Source organism: Streptomyces sp. NPDC049541, from assembly GCF_044465725.1.
Taxonomy (GTDB): Bacteria; Actinomycetota; Actinomycetes; order Streptomycetales; family Streptomycetaceae; genus Streptomyces.
The window spans coordinates 1-13,655 of record NZ_JBITLY010000022.1 but is presented as its reverse complement, the minus strand read 5'-3'; the positions used below and the strand labels follow the sequence as shown (position 1 = coordinate 13,655).

Genomic DNA, 13,655 nt, shown 5'->3' with positions numbered 1-13,655 from the left:
CGAACGGTGTCTCGGGCAGCTTCACGCCGAGCAGCGCCGCGACGTCCTCGGCCTCCTGCAGCCCTGCCCACTTGCCGTAGAAGCGGGGCAGGTCCAGCAGCACCGAGGCGGCGAACTTCCAGGCCTCCTCCGGCAGGGCCTTGCTGCCGCGCACCAGCCGGGAGACGAACTCCTGCCTGGGTCCGGCTGCGGCCTTCCAGGCCCGGTTGCACGCGGTGGTGCGGGCCCGCTCGGCGGCCTTGGCCTCGTCCTCGGCCGTCTTGTCCGGCTTCGGCTTGGGGCGCACCTTGTGCCCGTGGGCGGCCGGGTCGGCGCAGTACCACACCGGCTGGTGCTCGTCGTCGAGCCGGGCGCTGTGGCCGGGGCAGCCCTTGTGGTTGTCCTCGGTCAGCGGGTTACCCAGACCGGTGGTCAGGTCCGTGAGCAGCCGGGCGGTGTCCTTCTCCCCGTACGCCAGCCGGGTGGGCAGCAGGGGGATCCCCGCCTGCTCCAGCGCGGTGATGGCCTCCTTGCGGGCGGCGCGGTCGGCCTGGTCGGCCTTGAGCAGGGCGAGTTCCTGGTCCCAGTGGCCGCGCCCGCCGTCCTCGGCGGCCTGGTCCCGGGCCAGGGCCCGCGACAGCCGGTTCTCCGCGTCGGGGACGTCGGCGACCTCGGCGAGGGTGGCCATCTGTTCCAGGTCCATCCCTCCGGCCGACGCGCGGCGCAGGGTGGCGTCGTCGAGCTGCTGGGCGGTCCGAGCCGCTTGCCGGTGCCGCGCTTGAGCCCCAGGGCGCGCGCGGCGGCCTTCTGCTCGACCTCGTCCATGCCGATCAGGGAGAGTTCGGCGGCCTTGAGGGTGTCCTTGGCCGACATGCCCTCGCGCTGGTGGTTCTCGATCAGGGACAGAAACCGCGTCCATGCGTCCCGGCCGACCAGGTCGGCGCGGACGAACGCCTTGATCTGCCGCCGGTCGTGGCCTTCCGCCTCGGCGCTGGCGTTGGCGATCTGCGCGGCCTGGGTGCGCCGCCAGCCTTTGAACGCGCCGTAGGTGCCGTCCGGTCGGGGCCGGACGCTGACGGGGTCCTGGACACCGACGGCCTTGACGGAGTTGATCAGGTCGTCGTCGGGCTCGCGGTCGTGCTCGCGGGCGTTGCAGTCGTCGCGGACGATGGTGTCCGGGTCGAGCAGGACCGCGGTCAGGTCCGCTTCGTCGGTGTCGGCGGGGACGGCGTCGGCCCTCTGGGCGGTGGCGCTGGTCGTGGCTGTGGCCATCTCTGGCCTCCTTTTGCTGGTTGACGGACGTTCAGCGGTGCCGGGAGGGAGCCACCCTCTCGTCAGGTTCCATAATACGGTATTCGCGATGTGGGGCAACTGAGTTTCTGAGCGCTGCCTCAGCGCCAAATGGCAGGTCAGGGCGCCTGACGGCGTCGGGCCGCGTGCACGGAACAGGCGTACACTCCGCGTCTTCCGCCCTGGAGGAGGGGGATGGATGGCATGGCTTTGTTCACGAGATTGGGCAGCAGATGTCGACCACTTTGGGAGGCACGAGAGTCTGGCGCTGTTCGATTGCCAGACGGCTAGAAGAGGTCGGCCGAAGCGCCCTGCGTGACGTTCTCGAGGATCGTGCGCAGCCACGGGTTGCGCACGGCTGGTAGCCGGACCAGGGCGTGCTGGAACGTTCCCCGGTCGGCCCGGAACAGGTAGTTGGGGAGCAGCGGGAGCGGGTCGTCGCGGAGTACATCTGGGGGCATGCGGCCTGACGCGGGAACCGGCAAGTACGGCTGGGGAGAGACCAGCCACAGCCAAATTCCCAGCGGCAGGGGCACCAGGCATGCCGACGTAGCCGGGCTGGTGGGGGTCCAGGTCTGACCTGTCTGGGGATGGACCGGTACGAGGAGGATGTCGACGCCCGCCTCCGGGGAGGGCTGTCCCGGTCCGGCCAGGACGGCGCGCCGCTTCGGGGGGCCTGCGGGCAGCAGGGCGTCGAGCGCGCGTTGGAACACGTCCGCGGTCAGACCGCACGGGACCTTCACCGGCTGCCCTTGGGAGGCAACCAGCAGGTGGGCGAGCGCCAGGCCGGCTGCCGCCTCCCACTGCGGGCTCCACGACCAGCAGTGGTTCGACCCCAGCCGTCCTCCCCACGTAGCAATCGGCTCGAATGGGGGCGTTTTCTCCCCTTTATCTGCCAGTTCCGCCCAGGAGAGGGACGCGGCGTGGATACCGTCAACGGGGACGCGATGCACGGCGTCCGAGCTGAGCCTCACTGCCTGCCAGAGCGAGCAGTCGTCGACCCTGGTCGCCACGGGGAGGTCGCATGCCTCGCATGCCATGTTGGGGCCGTCGGCTCCGTCGAGGCCGCAGCAGGCACCGCCGCGCTTCTCAGGAATCAGCCGGGTTCCACGAATGTCACCGGGCGCGATGACGCTCGCCCCAGGCGTGCTGTCGGACAGGGCGTAGACCGGCGCGTAGAGGCCGCGTGCCTCCGCTTCACCCGGATCGATCTCGTCCCACATCCGCCACGGCCCTCCCCAGGGGTCCGGGTCCACGGCAAACGTCCCGGACTGCATGAGCACCGGAAGCTGGGTCCCGTTCCCGTACTTCTGACGGGCGTGGACTGGCAGTGAGACCTGAGACAGCGGCGTGGTCAAATTGGCGCCGCATCCTGCACACACGAAAACGAACAAACGTCCTCCGCCTGGGAAACAGAAGCATCGTCGCAGCTCGCTGGCAGCTGGCCAACATGTTTTCTCATCCGCTGCGGGAACGGCGCCTGTCACCGTCGTGGCGTACCAACGCAGCGCGGGCAAGCGTTAGCCGCCGCCCCTGATTACAGCAAGCGACTCACGCAGCGTTCGAAATTCCCGGTGTGCTGCAGCGCCTCCCGAACTGGTGAACATCTGCTGAGCGAAGGCAGATGTCACTTGCTCGGTGCAGGGCACGCCGCAGTCGACGCACCTGCGCTCATCGTCAGGTGCGGGGCCGACGCGGACGGCGGACACTCGGCGGAACGTGAAGGTCAGTCATCGTCTGCTGCGGGCGGAATCCCATTGTCACGACGCCGAGCCCTCCACGCGGAGATCGACGACAGGACGAGCGCGAATCCACCGCTCAGCACAGAAATGATGCCGTCCACGCTGGCCACTCCTGCAGCGACTGCGACGGAGACGAAGCCCCCCACCGAGGTTGCTACCAACGCCAGGTATGCCGCCCAACGCTCACGCTCACGCATAGGTCTTCACCCCTGCCACGACGGACGACAGCAATACAACGAGTCCGACGGCGTCCGCACACACCACGTGAAGCCATCCCTTGATGGTGCCATTGCCGTTGTAACAGAGCATTCGCACCCCATAGGGCATGAAAGTGAGCCCCATGACCAAGACACCCAGAGCGGTGAAGACGGTTGTCGTGGCGATGGGTTTGTGATCAAGACTAGCCGCAACCAGTGCTCCGCAGAGTGCCACGGCGGCAGTAACGATCCAATCGATCCAGAAGACTGCGTCATCCAAGACAAGAGCGTGGCGCTTGGGATGTACCGGCTCTCTGGACACTAGCTTCAGCCATGTCTGCAGAGCAGCAACACCAAAGGCCAGCCCCAGCGTTAGTAGCCAGGCCAATCCGCCCCCCAAGGTCGTGCGGCTAGCGGAGGCATCATGCCAGGACAGCGGGGGCCGAGTCAGCGGAATGCCGGAGCGGGTCTCCGGGACCTCGCGGCGTATGAGGAGAACCGCGAGGGCTTCGGCCAGTCCGGAGATGATCTCGCTGGCCGAGGCCGTGCCGGGGCCCGTCAGGCACGGCGATGTCGAAGGTGCACATGTAGTCCTTGTAGGCAGGGCTGTTGGGGTGTCGCCTGGGCGCCCGGGTCCGCCTGCGCGGTGTCTGGGGGTAGCACGGCCCGGAACGGGCAGTGCCAGATGGGGCCTGGGCCCGGGCCAGGGGCGATGGTACCGACGTCGTCGGCGCAGTCGCCCTCGTAGCGCAGCGAGTCCCGGGTCTCGGGGGCGTCTCCCGTCCAGGCGACCAGGTTGCTGAGGCGGTCGAGCATCGTCAACGAGTAGACGGACGAGTCGTGCACGCGCACCTGCTTGATACGCTTGGCACGGCCCTTGATGGCGGTGCCGCTGGCGGGACCGGGGACGAGCACCCGCTTCCTTCGCCGGGTGGGTCAGCGCGTCCAACTCCTGCTCGATCTTGCTTCGCCTCTTGCAAGCGAGCCTGACCTGGTGATGATTTCGTCGACGCTAGTGCCGCATCAGGCAACGTTCGCCTCGTCGTGATGTGTCGCCCGGATGCTGTGCCGGGCGGCGCTGGACCGTCAGAATGATCACGTGGCTGAACGCGTGCAGGTCCGTGAGATCGATGACGACGAGGGCAGGCGGCTGCTACGGATCGTCCGACGGGGCACCGGGTCGGTGGTGACCTGGCGGCGAGCCCAGATGGTGCTGCTGTCCGCCCAGCGCATCCCCGTGGCGAAGATCGCTGAGGTCACGTTCACCAGCGCGGACCGGGTCCGTGACGTGATCCACAACTTCAACGCCGACGGCTTCGACTCGCTCTACACGAAGTACAAGGGCGGGCGGCCGAGGACGTTCACGCTGCCCGAGCGCCGGGAGATCAAGAGATCGCCAAGTCCAAGCCGGTCGAGCACGGCCTGCCGTTCTCGACCTGGAGCCTGGCCAAGCTGGCCGACTTCCTGGTCGCCGAGGGGGTGGTCGACGACATCAGCGATGAGGGCCTTCGGGTCCTGCTCCGCGAGGAGGGCGTCTCGTTTCAACGCGTGAAGACCTGGAAGACCTCCCGCGACCCTGACTACGCGGCCAAGAAGGCCCGCGTCGAACACCTCTACGCGATCGCCGATGGCGAGGTCATACCCGAGGAGGGCGAGCCCGAAGTCGTTTTCTGCATGGACGAGTTCGGACCGCTCAACCTCCAGCCCCACCCCGGCCGGCAGTGGGCCGAATGCGGCGGCAAGGGCAAGGACCCTGACCGAGAGCCCCGGCCCCGGCGGCGCGCGACCTACACCCGACCGCACGGGGTCCGGCACCTGTTCGCCGCCTACGACCTCGCCAAGGATCAGCTCTACGGCCACATCAAGAAGACCAAGAACTGCTCCAAGTTCCTGGAGTTCTGCCGCTACCTGCGCTCGCTGCACCCGGCTGACGTGCGCATTGCGATCGTCTGCGACAACTACTCGCCGCACCTGACGACGAAGCGGTGCCAGCGAGTCGCAACCTGGGCCGCTGCGAACAACGTGGAGATCGCCTACACCCCGACCAACAGCTCCTGGCTCAACCGGATCGAGGCCCAGTTCACCGCCCTGCGCTACTTCGCCCTCGACGGCACCGATCATCCCAGCCACAAGGCCCAGGGCAGCATGATCCGCCGCTACATCATCTGGCGGAACAAGCACGCCGCCGACGAGCGCCTACGCCAAGTCGTCACCAGGGCGAACGTCGCTTGACGCAGCGCCAACTCCGCATCGTGCGCCGCCACCGGTCAGCTACTGCGTACTGCCGTCGTCGAGTCCGGCGATGACTCTGACGTCCGCTTCGGACATGTCCAGGATCCCGGCGATCAGGCGGGCCTGCAGCAAGTTCGGATTGTGTCCGCGGCGGAGCATGTGGATAGTGGACATCGACAGTCCGGCGGCCCTAGCCATGTCCCTGACCGGAATCCCGCGCTGGTCCATCAACCCGGTGAGTATCCGTCCGAACGGATGGGGCTCCGACCGCCCGGCAGGGGCAACGGCCGGGCCGATGACAACGTCACCGATCTTGGCCTGGAAGCACATGAGTTGGTCGCCCGTGAACCCGACTTTCGCGACGAACGGCAGGCTCTCGCCGTTGTCGGAGGCGACCGTTCCCGGGATCGACACCTCGGTGAACCTCACAGCGGGATCGCAGCGGTAATCTCCGGTCTCTACAGGATGTCCAGGCTGGACGCGGTCGACTCTCCAGTCGCGGTTCCACCACGGAAGGTCTTGCAGCGTCTGGTTGAAGAAGGGCGGCAGGACGGTCATGTCCACCGGGTCCGGAGGATTCTTCTGACCTCCCCATATGACACCGGGCCAGTACCTCAGTGCCGCGATCACGTCCGCCGTCAGCGCGCGGTCGGCAGTCTCCACGGCCACACTCTCCCCCAGTCGACGGAGCAGTCTCCCACGACGGGGCGAACGTTGCCTGATGCGGCACTAGCTGCGTGTGGACGCGGGAACACGTGGGCATCGCGTCGACCATGACGGTCACACAGTCCTCCGGGCGCCCGGATGAGGCGGAGCAGGCATGCACACCGGGTAAGGAGCCTGAAGTTATGGCGCTGTTGCTGGAGGAGTACAGGGTGCTGCGTACCGAGTTCGCGCAGCGAGTTGCGGTCCGCGTGCAGTTACTCGGCTTCGTCGGAATCTTGGCCGCCGTCCTGGTCTCGGCGGGCGGATTCCGGCTCGACGAGCCGTACCTGTACGTCGGGTCGGGCATCGGAGTGATCGGGCTGTGGGCGTGGCGTACAACGAATGGCGCCGCTCAACGCCTTGGTATTCATCTGTATGAGGTCGAGAAGCGTCTGAACAAGCTGGCGTCTCAGGCGTACGGCGCTCAGGCGCCGCTGTTTAGGTGGGAGGGGGTGCGGCAACGTCACCGGGCCGACGCTCCCCGGCCGGTGCAGCTACTTCGGCGCACCATCGGGTGAGTGCAGTCCTGTGCTGAACGGCCGCGGCAACATCTGTAGAAAGGCGGCCTTCGCCACGCTGCCCCACCTGAAACCGCAGATCAGGGCCCGGGTGATGGATCGCTGAACGTCACCTGGATGCCGTCCAGTTGGACGGCCACGGTCTGGCCCGGGCCGTTCAGGAGCCTCGCGTAGGCCTCCAGTTCCGTGTCGTAGCGCTCGACCTCGTGCTTCGGCGCCTCGAAGCGGGCTCCGGGCCGGATCGCCCCCCAGGGCTCCAGCAGCCGCGCCACGCGCACCATGCTGGGCTGCGGTCCGGGGTAGATGAAGAATCCGGGTGTCTGCGTGTAGTCGACGTCGACCAGGCCGTACGGCATGTGCCCGGCCATGGCCAACTCGACGGCCAGAGCGCGGACTTGCTCCACCTCGATCAGGTCGTCCGACAGGCCGGGCAGATCCGCTGAGGGGGTCCCGGCGCGCCGGGCGGCCTCGTCTTCGCTGCTCGCGCTCTCGGCGATCCGCTGGGCCCACTGGGCGTCGTCGTAGGTGCGCACGACTGCCCCGGTGAACTGGTCCACGAGATCCCACCCGTCACGCCGGGAGGCCGGCGCGACGTGAAACCGTGCGTCGGGCTGCTGGGCGGGCGGATCGGCGAAGAACACGTGCGCGCTGCCATGCGGCTCTGTCGTCGCCAGTCCGGCCCGGCGCAGGAGGTCGGCGAGGAACGAGGCGACGGCGCGGGACTCCCCGGCGGGCGTGTGCCACCAGGCGATGTGGCACCACCGGTCCAGGCCGAGCGGGTGGGGGACGGGCAGGTCGGAGACAGCCCATCGCTGTTCGGGGCGGTCGGGGAGGGCGGACAGAGCGGTCCGCGCGCGCTCGACGGTGGCTGACAGCCGCGAAGCAACGGCGGTCTGCTGCGGCAGGAGGCGTCGACGGATGTGGTCGGCGGTGTGCCGGGCGGTGGCCTTGTCCTGGGTCTCGCTGGGGCGCGGGCGGGGCAGGGCGGTCACGGTGATGGGCTCGATTGCCAGGTCCTGCGCGGCGGCTTCGGCGGGCAGAACTGCGGTGATGGTGATCCGGGTCCGGGGGCGGTTGGGGACGAGTTCGAGGGTGCGGCCGTCGGCGAAGATGATCCGTACCCGGTCCGGGGCGCCGTCCTGCTCGGTGCGGTGCGCGCCGAGCAGCTCGGCGACGTCGCGGGCGAGGGTCTCCAGACCGGCGGGGGTGGACAGGTCCATCACGGGCTCTCCTTCTGGGCGGTGCGCCTGCGGCGCGAGGGCTGGTCAGCGGGGTGGTCGGCGTGGCGCTGGGTGTCGGCGCGGTAGTCGTCGGCGGTGTATCCGGTGTCGCACCAGGGGCGGCAGAGCTGCCCGGGCGCGGCCCCGCAGGTCTCGCACTTCTCGTCGAAGTCCTCGGGGCTGAACGGCGGCAGGCTCACGGAGCGGTCTTGATCTGCTCGGTCACCTTGCGGGCGGACAGGACGGGGGTGGTCGTCGTCGGTTCGCCGCAGCTGGCCTCCCAGATCTGCGCCGCATTCGACGTGGAGATCTGGAAGTTGGTGGCCGGGCTGATCCGCCACGTGCGGCCGTGCGGGTCGGTCACGGTGTAGGTGAGGTACTGCGGGGCGTCCTGGCGGCCGTTGTCGCTCCAGGTGAGGCCGGCGGCCGTGAGAGCGCGGCCGAGCTCGGCGCAGCGCTCCGGGGTGGCGTGGTCGAACGATGCCACGGGGTGTCTCCTCGCTCGCACTCGATCTGACATGTTCCATAATACTTAATTCATGGGGCGGGGCAACTGGGTTTCCCGGGGCTACCCCACCCCTCCCGTGCCGGTGCGCCTACGGGGGCGTGAGCATGTTCGTCCTGGGCGGTGAGTGCCTGAGCGCCGTTTCCTAAACCGGCCGTAGGGGCCGGTCGAGAACAATGCCTTGAAACCCGGCGTTTGAAGCCGGTTCCACAAGGGGTAGTCAGGCAGCAAGAACCCGTCCCGAGGGCGCGCCTGCAATGCGGCGGTTCGAGCAACACCCCTTGTCAGTTGCTGGATGCCAGATGGATCAAAGGGCCTTCGTGCGATCCCGCCCAACCGAGGAACCCGATTCGGTGTTTCGCCAGTTGATCTCGCGGTCGTGGGAAAGGTACCGGCTTACTGGTTCAGGAAAGCACGACAGCAAGGATCTTGGACATTTCGATGTCCGGGACCCTTGCATGCCGTACAGGTGAGGTCACGGGTCCCGGAGAAGGGACCCTTTTTCATGATCCGCCAGTCAACACGGCTACTCGCCCTCGCCTGCGTGATCCTCTCAGCACTCCTCGTTGCTGTACTTGCTGGTGTCCTATCCTGGACGATCAAGCGGTCCATACCTGAGGCGCTTGTTGCCGCTGGGGGCGGGTTTGTAGGTTGGACAGTTTTGTGCGCCACTGTGATCACTACGTTCGGTCTACTAGGCCCATAGCCGTTGAACAGGCGCGGTAGCCGGACACCTTCACGTAGCCACCCGGCATCGTGTCCAGCCGCAGCTGGTCGGGCCCCAGCTCTCGATCACCTCCGGGGAGAAGATTCTCGACGTCGTCCGCCTCAACCTGGCTGGCCCAACCGGTCAGCTCGTCGCCGAACAGCCGCCGCCACTCCAGCAGGACGGGGAACAACTGCCCGACGTCGTCGACCAGGGCGACGGCGCGGGCCTCGTGCGGGCCGGGGCACTCGGCGAAGCTGGGAGCGTCGGGACGGGTGCGCTCGCCCAAGGTCATCAGCCAGCGCATGATCACACCTTCTCCTTGGTGGTCGGGTATCCCTGGGCTGTCCTGCGGCGGGTGCGGCCGCGCTGCTGCTGGGCGCGCAGTGACGTGACCTCGCCTCGGTACTTGTCCGCGCGGGCCCGCTCCTCGGCGGCTCGCTCGCGGTAGTAGGGGCCTGCCCACTCGAGTACGTGGATGTGGCGGGCCAGCGAACCTTCGTCGTCGGCCAGCATCGGCAGCAGTACGGGGTGCGGGTGGGCCGCGAACAAGCGCGCGATCGTCCACCACAAGGCCACGGCGGCCTTCAGCTCTCGGCGGGCGGTCTCCGACTCTGCCGCGCACCGGACGGCGTCGGCGTCGGCACGCGGGATGGCCCAGTTGAGGAACCGCAGCAGTCCGGGCGTCTTGCGCAGCCTGGACGCATCCAGGATCAGGGGCAGGTCGTCCCGTTGGGCGACGCTTTCAGCGCACGCGCGCAGAACGGCGGTGAGCGTCGCGGCCGTCTTCGGCGACGGTTCGTTCCCGGCGACGGTCGACAGCGGATAGACGGACTCCTCGGGCCGGTCGCCGTACTCGTGGGGATAGCGGGTAAGGCTGCCGTGGTAGCCGGTGCGACCACGGGCCAGCCGGGGAAGGGCGTTGTCGGGGGCGGTCGTCTCGAAGGCGTCGACCGGGCCGAGACAGGCGCGGACGGCGGTGAACTGGTCCCAGTGGCGTGGGTGTTGGGTTCCGGTGACGTGCACGCTGCCGCGCATCGCTCCCTGCAGCTCGAACACGACGCAGTCCGTGCGCCGGGGGCCGGCGGTGGCACGCACGATGCCGGTGGGCGTCTCGATCGTGAGGACGTCGGTGGTGGACATGGGCGGTTCCTCTCGCGGTAGGGCGGACAGCGGGTGCGGGGAGCTGCGGTGCTGGCCGGGGCGGCCGTCCGCCCGGTGGGGCGGACGGCGTCGGCGGGCTACTCCTGCGGCTGCTTGTGGCGGCGGAGGTTGCCCGGTCGGTGAGGGAGGTCTCCTTGCCGCAGGGGCACTTGGCGTAGCGGCGGCCGGTCAGATGGAAGAACTTCGGACCTGCCGCGTTGCCGTTGATGGTGCGGATGGTGCCGGGGACCGGCTCCTTGTTCGTGCAGTAGCCGTCCGGCGTGGCGGCGGGCTTGTCACTCATGGGCGTATGCCTCGGTGGGCTCGTCGGGGTGGTGCAAGGTGGGGGCGGGGTAGACCAGGCGCAGCGGCTCGGTGCTGCCCGGGCAGGGCCTGACCGCTTCCTGGGGTTCGCGGGCTTCCATCGGGTGCAGCCATCCGGCCCGTACGGTCCAGCCGCACGCGCGCGGGCAGGGCTCATCGGCGGTCGTGGCTACCAGGACGGCGTGCCGCACGGTGCTGTACTCCAGGGCGAACGTCAGCAGCGCGAGGAACCGCAGGTACTCCTCTGCGCAGTGGGTCACGCGCAGCGGCGCAGCTCCGACGGACAGGGACAGGTCGGCGATGGCGGTCGTGCCGTTTGTGCACTCGGCAACGATGCTGAGCTGGTGGCTGCCCTCGTCCAGGGCCAGCAGCAGAGCGGCGAGCACGTGGACGGCGCGGCCCACGGCGGACGCCGTGACAGCGTCACCGCTGCGGGTGGCCTGGGGCTCAGACATGGGCGGCCTGCCTGAAGTACTCGAGGGCGAGCTCGTGGGTGTACGCGACGTCGCGCGCGGCCTCGCCGTCGAGGGCGGCCACGACCAGGACGCTGCCCGCGAGCTCCTCGGCGCGGCGCGCGGCGGCGGTGGCCTGCTCCTGGCGCTTGTCCTTGTCGTCCGGCACGCGCAGCACTCGGTGAATGCTCCGCTCCCTGGTGAAGATCACGACGTAGCGGCGGAAGTCCTCGATCCTCGACGGACGGGCCGGGCCGGTCGTCGTGTCGGCCAGCGTCGCGCGGGCCTCGGCGAGCACCTTCGCCACTTCCTCGGTCGCCTTCACACCCGTGTCCCGCAGACTCCCGTTGCGGCCGTAGAAGACTCGGGCCCTGTCGCGGACCGGCGCGAACTCCACCGGGGCGTAGAGGCTGATCACCCGGCGCGCGTACGCGTCGCGCTGGTCCCGCTCGGCCTGGGCGACGCGCGCGGCGTCCGTCACCTTGCCGTGCGTCCAGCCCAGCGCGGCCGCAGCGCAGGACGTGCCGTAGTACGCGACGTCTTCGGCGGTGCCCTCCTCGTTGCCGTCGGCGTCCATCGGCATGAGCGCGACGGTGCGCTTGAGTCCGCGGCGGCCGCAGCAACCGCACTCGGTGAAGTCGTCGGTGACACCGAGGATTTTCCACTTCGGGGTGCGCATGAAGTGCCTTCCGTGGGGCGGTGGGTGGGGTGGTGCTCGTCCGCCGGCCTCGGGGCGCGCGCAGCACGGGGCGGAGGTGTCCTTTGCGCGCGGTCTGCTCCGCAGACGCGACGCGCTGCCGCTACGCGGCAGGGGCCGACGGGGGAGCGCTCCGCGCCCCTGGCACGGGGGTGAGCGCTCCGCGCTCGGGGCCCGTGCGGCCTCTGCTGGCCGGTGGGGGCCGGGCGGGCACCCGTGGGGGAGTTGGGGTGCCCACCCGGCGGTCAGGGGGTCAGACCGTGGTGAGGGCGAATGCCTTCTCCATCAGGTCGCTCGCCGCTCCGCTGATCACCCGCTCTGCGCGGGCTGCGGCCTTGTCGGCGTCGGTCTTGCCCCGGGCCGGTGCGACGTGGTTCGCGTACTCGGTGAGCGCGTTGTATCCGGCCCACCGCGTGCCCCGGATACCGGCCTGCGTGTCGGCGTGCTCGAACAGGTTGGAGATCGCCCCCCACCGCTGGCGCTGATTGGTCTTGGCGCGGGCGTGGTCGCTGTCCTTGACCGGCCACAGCTCATCTACCACCGACTTCAGCTCACTGAGCATCATCTCGGCTTCGATCATGCGCTGCCCGGTTTCGCTGTCGTGGATGAAGTGGAACTCAAACCCCTGAGCGACCGGCAGAAGAATCCGGATCGGACCGGCCGTCGTGTCGAAGCGAATCGACGTGGTGTGCTCGTCCTGATCGTGCACGATTACGGCGTCCCGAAGCAGTTCCGGACGCGGGAAGAAATTCGCGATCCCGCGCGCCCTTTTCGCCTGTGGGGTGTTGATCTCCCCCGGCTCCGACGTCACCTTGCCGTCGATGATGACGATTTCCACGCTTACGCCCTTCTGTTGACGAACATTCGGCGGTGTCGGGAGGGAGCCACCCTCCGACGTGTTCCATAATACAGGAATGAGAGATCTGCTGCACTACCTCACGCGCAAACTCCTGCACTATCTCCTGCACCATCCCCTGACCTCGACCGGCGGCCGGCCTCGCCAACTACCCAGGTCAGGGCACTGGTTGTACGTGGTCAGGGCAGCTGACATCCCCTCTGCTGCCGCTCTCCCTGCCCGAATGAGAAAGAAGGTGGGGGCGGGCAAGGGCGGCGCGGCGGCCTCGGGGATCGGGGCCGGGGTTTCAGGTTGCGCGTCGGCGGGTGCCTCCGCGCTCGGGCGCTGGCGCGCCCGAACCGGCACAGCGGGCTCCTGCGTTGGGCCCGTGCCCTGGTCTGGCTTGCCGAAAGCGGGAGTCACGAGCATCCTTCGCGAGGAAATCGAGATGAGGGTAGGCAGATCGGATGCGAACTGAAACAGCATCAATTCCTTTCGGACAAAACCAACATGGCGTGTCTGTTGTGGGTTGGTTGTTTCGCCGTCCGACCCTGGGGGCCGTTCGGCTCAGGTGCCTCCGTTCGTCACATTCCGGCGTTCTGAATTCGGGGGTTCTTTCCTGTGGCAGGGTATTCGGTGTCTGTAATTCGGAATTCTGGGGGGTGGTCCTCTTTGTTCTGTGCTCTGCGCCCAATCGCTACACAGCTCATATGTTTGATGCATCTCGAAGGTAGCGCTCTCCCGTGCCGGGTTGATGCATCGTCATACCGCCTCATTGGTGGTGATTGGCTGTAGGGTGGCAGCGTAGCGAAGCCCGTTACGGTGTCGGGGTGTGCGGGGTTCGCGCTGATGGTCCGTCAACTCTCTTAGGGTAGTGGACTGGAACTCCAATCGCTACACAGTTCCGCACGTGATGCACGCGCCCCTTGCTGCCAGCCTGGGGCGACCGCGCTTGCGCGGGTGCCTTCAATTCCCGCTTGCGGGAATTGTATTGTGTTTAGAATTCCGTTTACGGAATTCAATTCCCGCGCTTGCGCGGGAATTTGGCGGAGCGTCAGCGAAGCCTTTTCGCTTTGCAGCGGCTTGCCGCTGCAATACCCGCTCCGCGGG

Annotated in this window: 14 protein-coding genes and 1 pseudogene; 2 read left to right on the top strand and 13 right to left on the bottom strand. The window is 68.2% G+C overall.

Annotated features, from left to right (window positions below; all coding sequences use genetic code 11):
- Positions 1 to 411: 411 nt before the first annotated feature.
- The 4 genes from ACIBW9_RS41765 to ACIBW9_RS41750 form a co-directional block, all read right to left on the bottom strand.
- Positions 412 to 1,251, bottom strand: coding sequence for a ParB/RepB/Spo0J family partition protein (locus ACIBW9_RS41765; protein WP_398963884.1), 840 nt, complete (start codon positions 1,249 to 1,251; stop codon positions 412 to 414).
- Between the two features lie 305 nt (positions 1,252 to 1,556).
- Complete coding sequence (locus ACIBW9_RS41760) at positions 1,557 to 2,663, bottom strand: hypothetical protein (protein WP_398963881.1); 1,107 nt, start codon at positions 2,661 to 2,663, stop codon at positions 1,557 to 1,559.
- A 537-nt stretch (positions 2,664 to 3,200) separates the two neighbouring features.
- Entirely contained in the window at positions 3,201 to 3,488 is a 288-nt protein-coding gene (locus ACIBW9_RS41755) for a hypothetical protein (RefSeq protein ID WP_398963878.1), read from the bottom strand.
- A 278-nt stretch (positions 3,489 to 3,766) separates the two neighbouring features.
- Entirely contained in the window at positions 3,767 to 4,123 is a 357-nt protein-coding gene (locus tag ACIBW9_RS41750; RefSeq protein WP_398963875.1) for a hypothetical protein, read from the bottom strand.
- Between the two features lie 184 nt (positions 4,124 to 4,307).
- On the opposite strand from ACIBW9_RS41750, the pseudogene ACIBW9_RS41745 reads away from it, so the two are divergent.
- A pseudogene (locus tag ACIBW9_RS41745) lies at positions 4,308 to 5,440 on the top strand (IS630 family transposase).
- Between the two features lie 39 nt (positions 5,441 to 5,479).
- Here ACIBW9_RS41745 and ACIBW9_RS41740 read toward each other — a convergent pair.
- Positions 5,480 to 6,103, bottom strand: coding sequence for a multiprotein-bridging factor 1 family protein (locus tag ACIBW9_RS41740; protein WP_398963872.1), 624 nt, complete (start codon positions 6,101 to 6,103; stop codon positions 5,480 to 5,482).
- A gap of 185 nt (positions 6,104 to 6,288) precedes the next feature.
- On the opposite strand from ACIBW9_RS41740, the gene ACIBW9_RS41735 reads away from it, so the two are divergent.
- Positions 6,289 to 6,663 carry a hypothetical protein gene (locus ACIBW9_RS41735; RefSeq protein ID WP_398963869.1) on the top strand — a complete coding sequence of 125 codons (375 nt, stop codon included), beginning with the start codon at positions 6,289 to 6,291 and terminating at the stop codon, positions 6,661 to 6,663.
- An 80-nt stretch (positions 6,664 to 6,743) separates the two neighbouring features.
- On the opposite strand, the gene ACIBW9_RS41730 is transcribed toward ACIBW9_RS41735, so the two are convergent.
- The 8 genes from ACIBW9_RS41730 to ACIBW9_RS41695 form a co-directional block, all read right to left on the bottom strand.
- Positions 6,744 to 7,883 carry a hypothetical protein gene (locus ACIBW9_RS41730; RefSeq protein ID WP_398963866.1) on the bottom strand — a complete coding sequence of 380 codons (1,140 nt, stop codon included), beginning with the start codon at positions 7,881 to 7,883 and terminating at the stop codon, positions 6,744 to 6,746.
- Positions 7,883 to 8,083, bottom strand: a complete 201-nt coding sequence (locus ACIBW9_RS41725) for a hypothetical protein (protein WP_398963864.1) — start codon at positions 8,081 to 8,083, stop codon at positions 7,883 to 7,885. The genes ACIBW9_RS41730 and ACIBW9_RS41725 overlap by 1 nt, the downstream gene beginning before the upstream one ends.
- Positions 8,080 to 8,370, bottom strand: a complete 291-nt coding sequence (locus ACIBW9_RS41720; RefSeq protein WP_398963861.1) for a hypothetical protein — start codon at positions 8,368 to 8,370, stop codon at positions 8,080 to 8,082. The genes ACIBW9_RS41725 and ACIBW9_RS41720 overlap by 4 nt, the downstream gene beginning before the upstream one ends.
- 698 nt (positions 8,371 to 9,068) lie before the next feature.
- Positions 9,069 to 9,401 carry a hypothetical protein gene (locus ACIBW9_RS41715; RefSeq protein WP_398963858.1) on the bottom strand — a complete coding sequence of 111 codons (333 nt, stop codon included), beginning with the start codon at positions 9,399 to 9,401 and terminating at the stop codon, positions 9,069 to 9,071.
- A gap of 2 nt (positions 9,402 to 9,403) precedes the next feature.
- Complete coding sequence (locus ACIBW9_RS41710; RefSeq protein ID WP_398963856.1) at positions 9,404 to 10,237, bottom strand: hypothetical protein; 834 nt, start codon at positions 10,235 to 10,237, stop codon at positions 9,404 to 9,406.
- Positions 10,238 to 10,533: 296 nt separating this feature from the next.
- A complete protein-coding gene (locus ACIBW9_RS41705; protein WP_398963853.1) occupies positions 10,534 to 11,016 on the bottom strand; it encodes a hypothetical protein in 483 nt (160 codons plus the stop codon).
- Positions 11,009 to 11,692 (bottom strand): hypothetical protein, encoded by a 684-nt coding sequence (locus tag ACIBW9_RS41700; RefSeq protein ID WP_398963851.1) that lies wholly within the window; start codon positions 11,690 to 11,692, stop codon positions 11,009 to 11,011. The genes ACIBW9_RS41705 and ACIBW9_RS41700 overlap by 8 nt, the downstream gene beginning before the upstream one ends.
- A gap of 271 nt (positions 11,693 to 11,963) precedes the next feature.
- Complete coding sequence (locus tag ACIBW9_RS41695; RefSeq protein ID WP_398963848.1) at positions 11,964 to 12,548, bottom strand: DUF932 domain-containing protein; 585 nt, start codon at positions 12,546 to 12,548, stop codon at positions 11,964 to 11,966.
- Between the last annotated feature and the right edge of the window lie 1,107 nt (positions 12,549 to 13,655).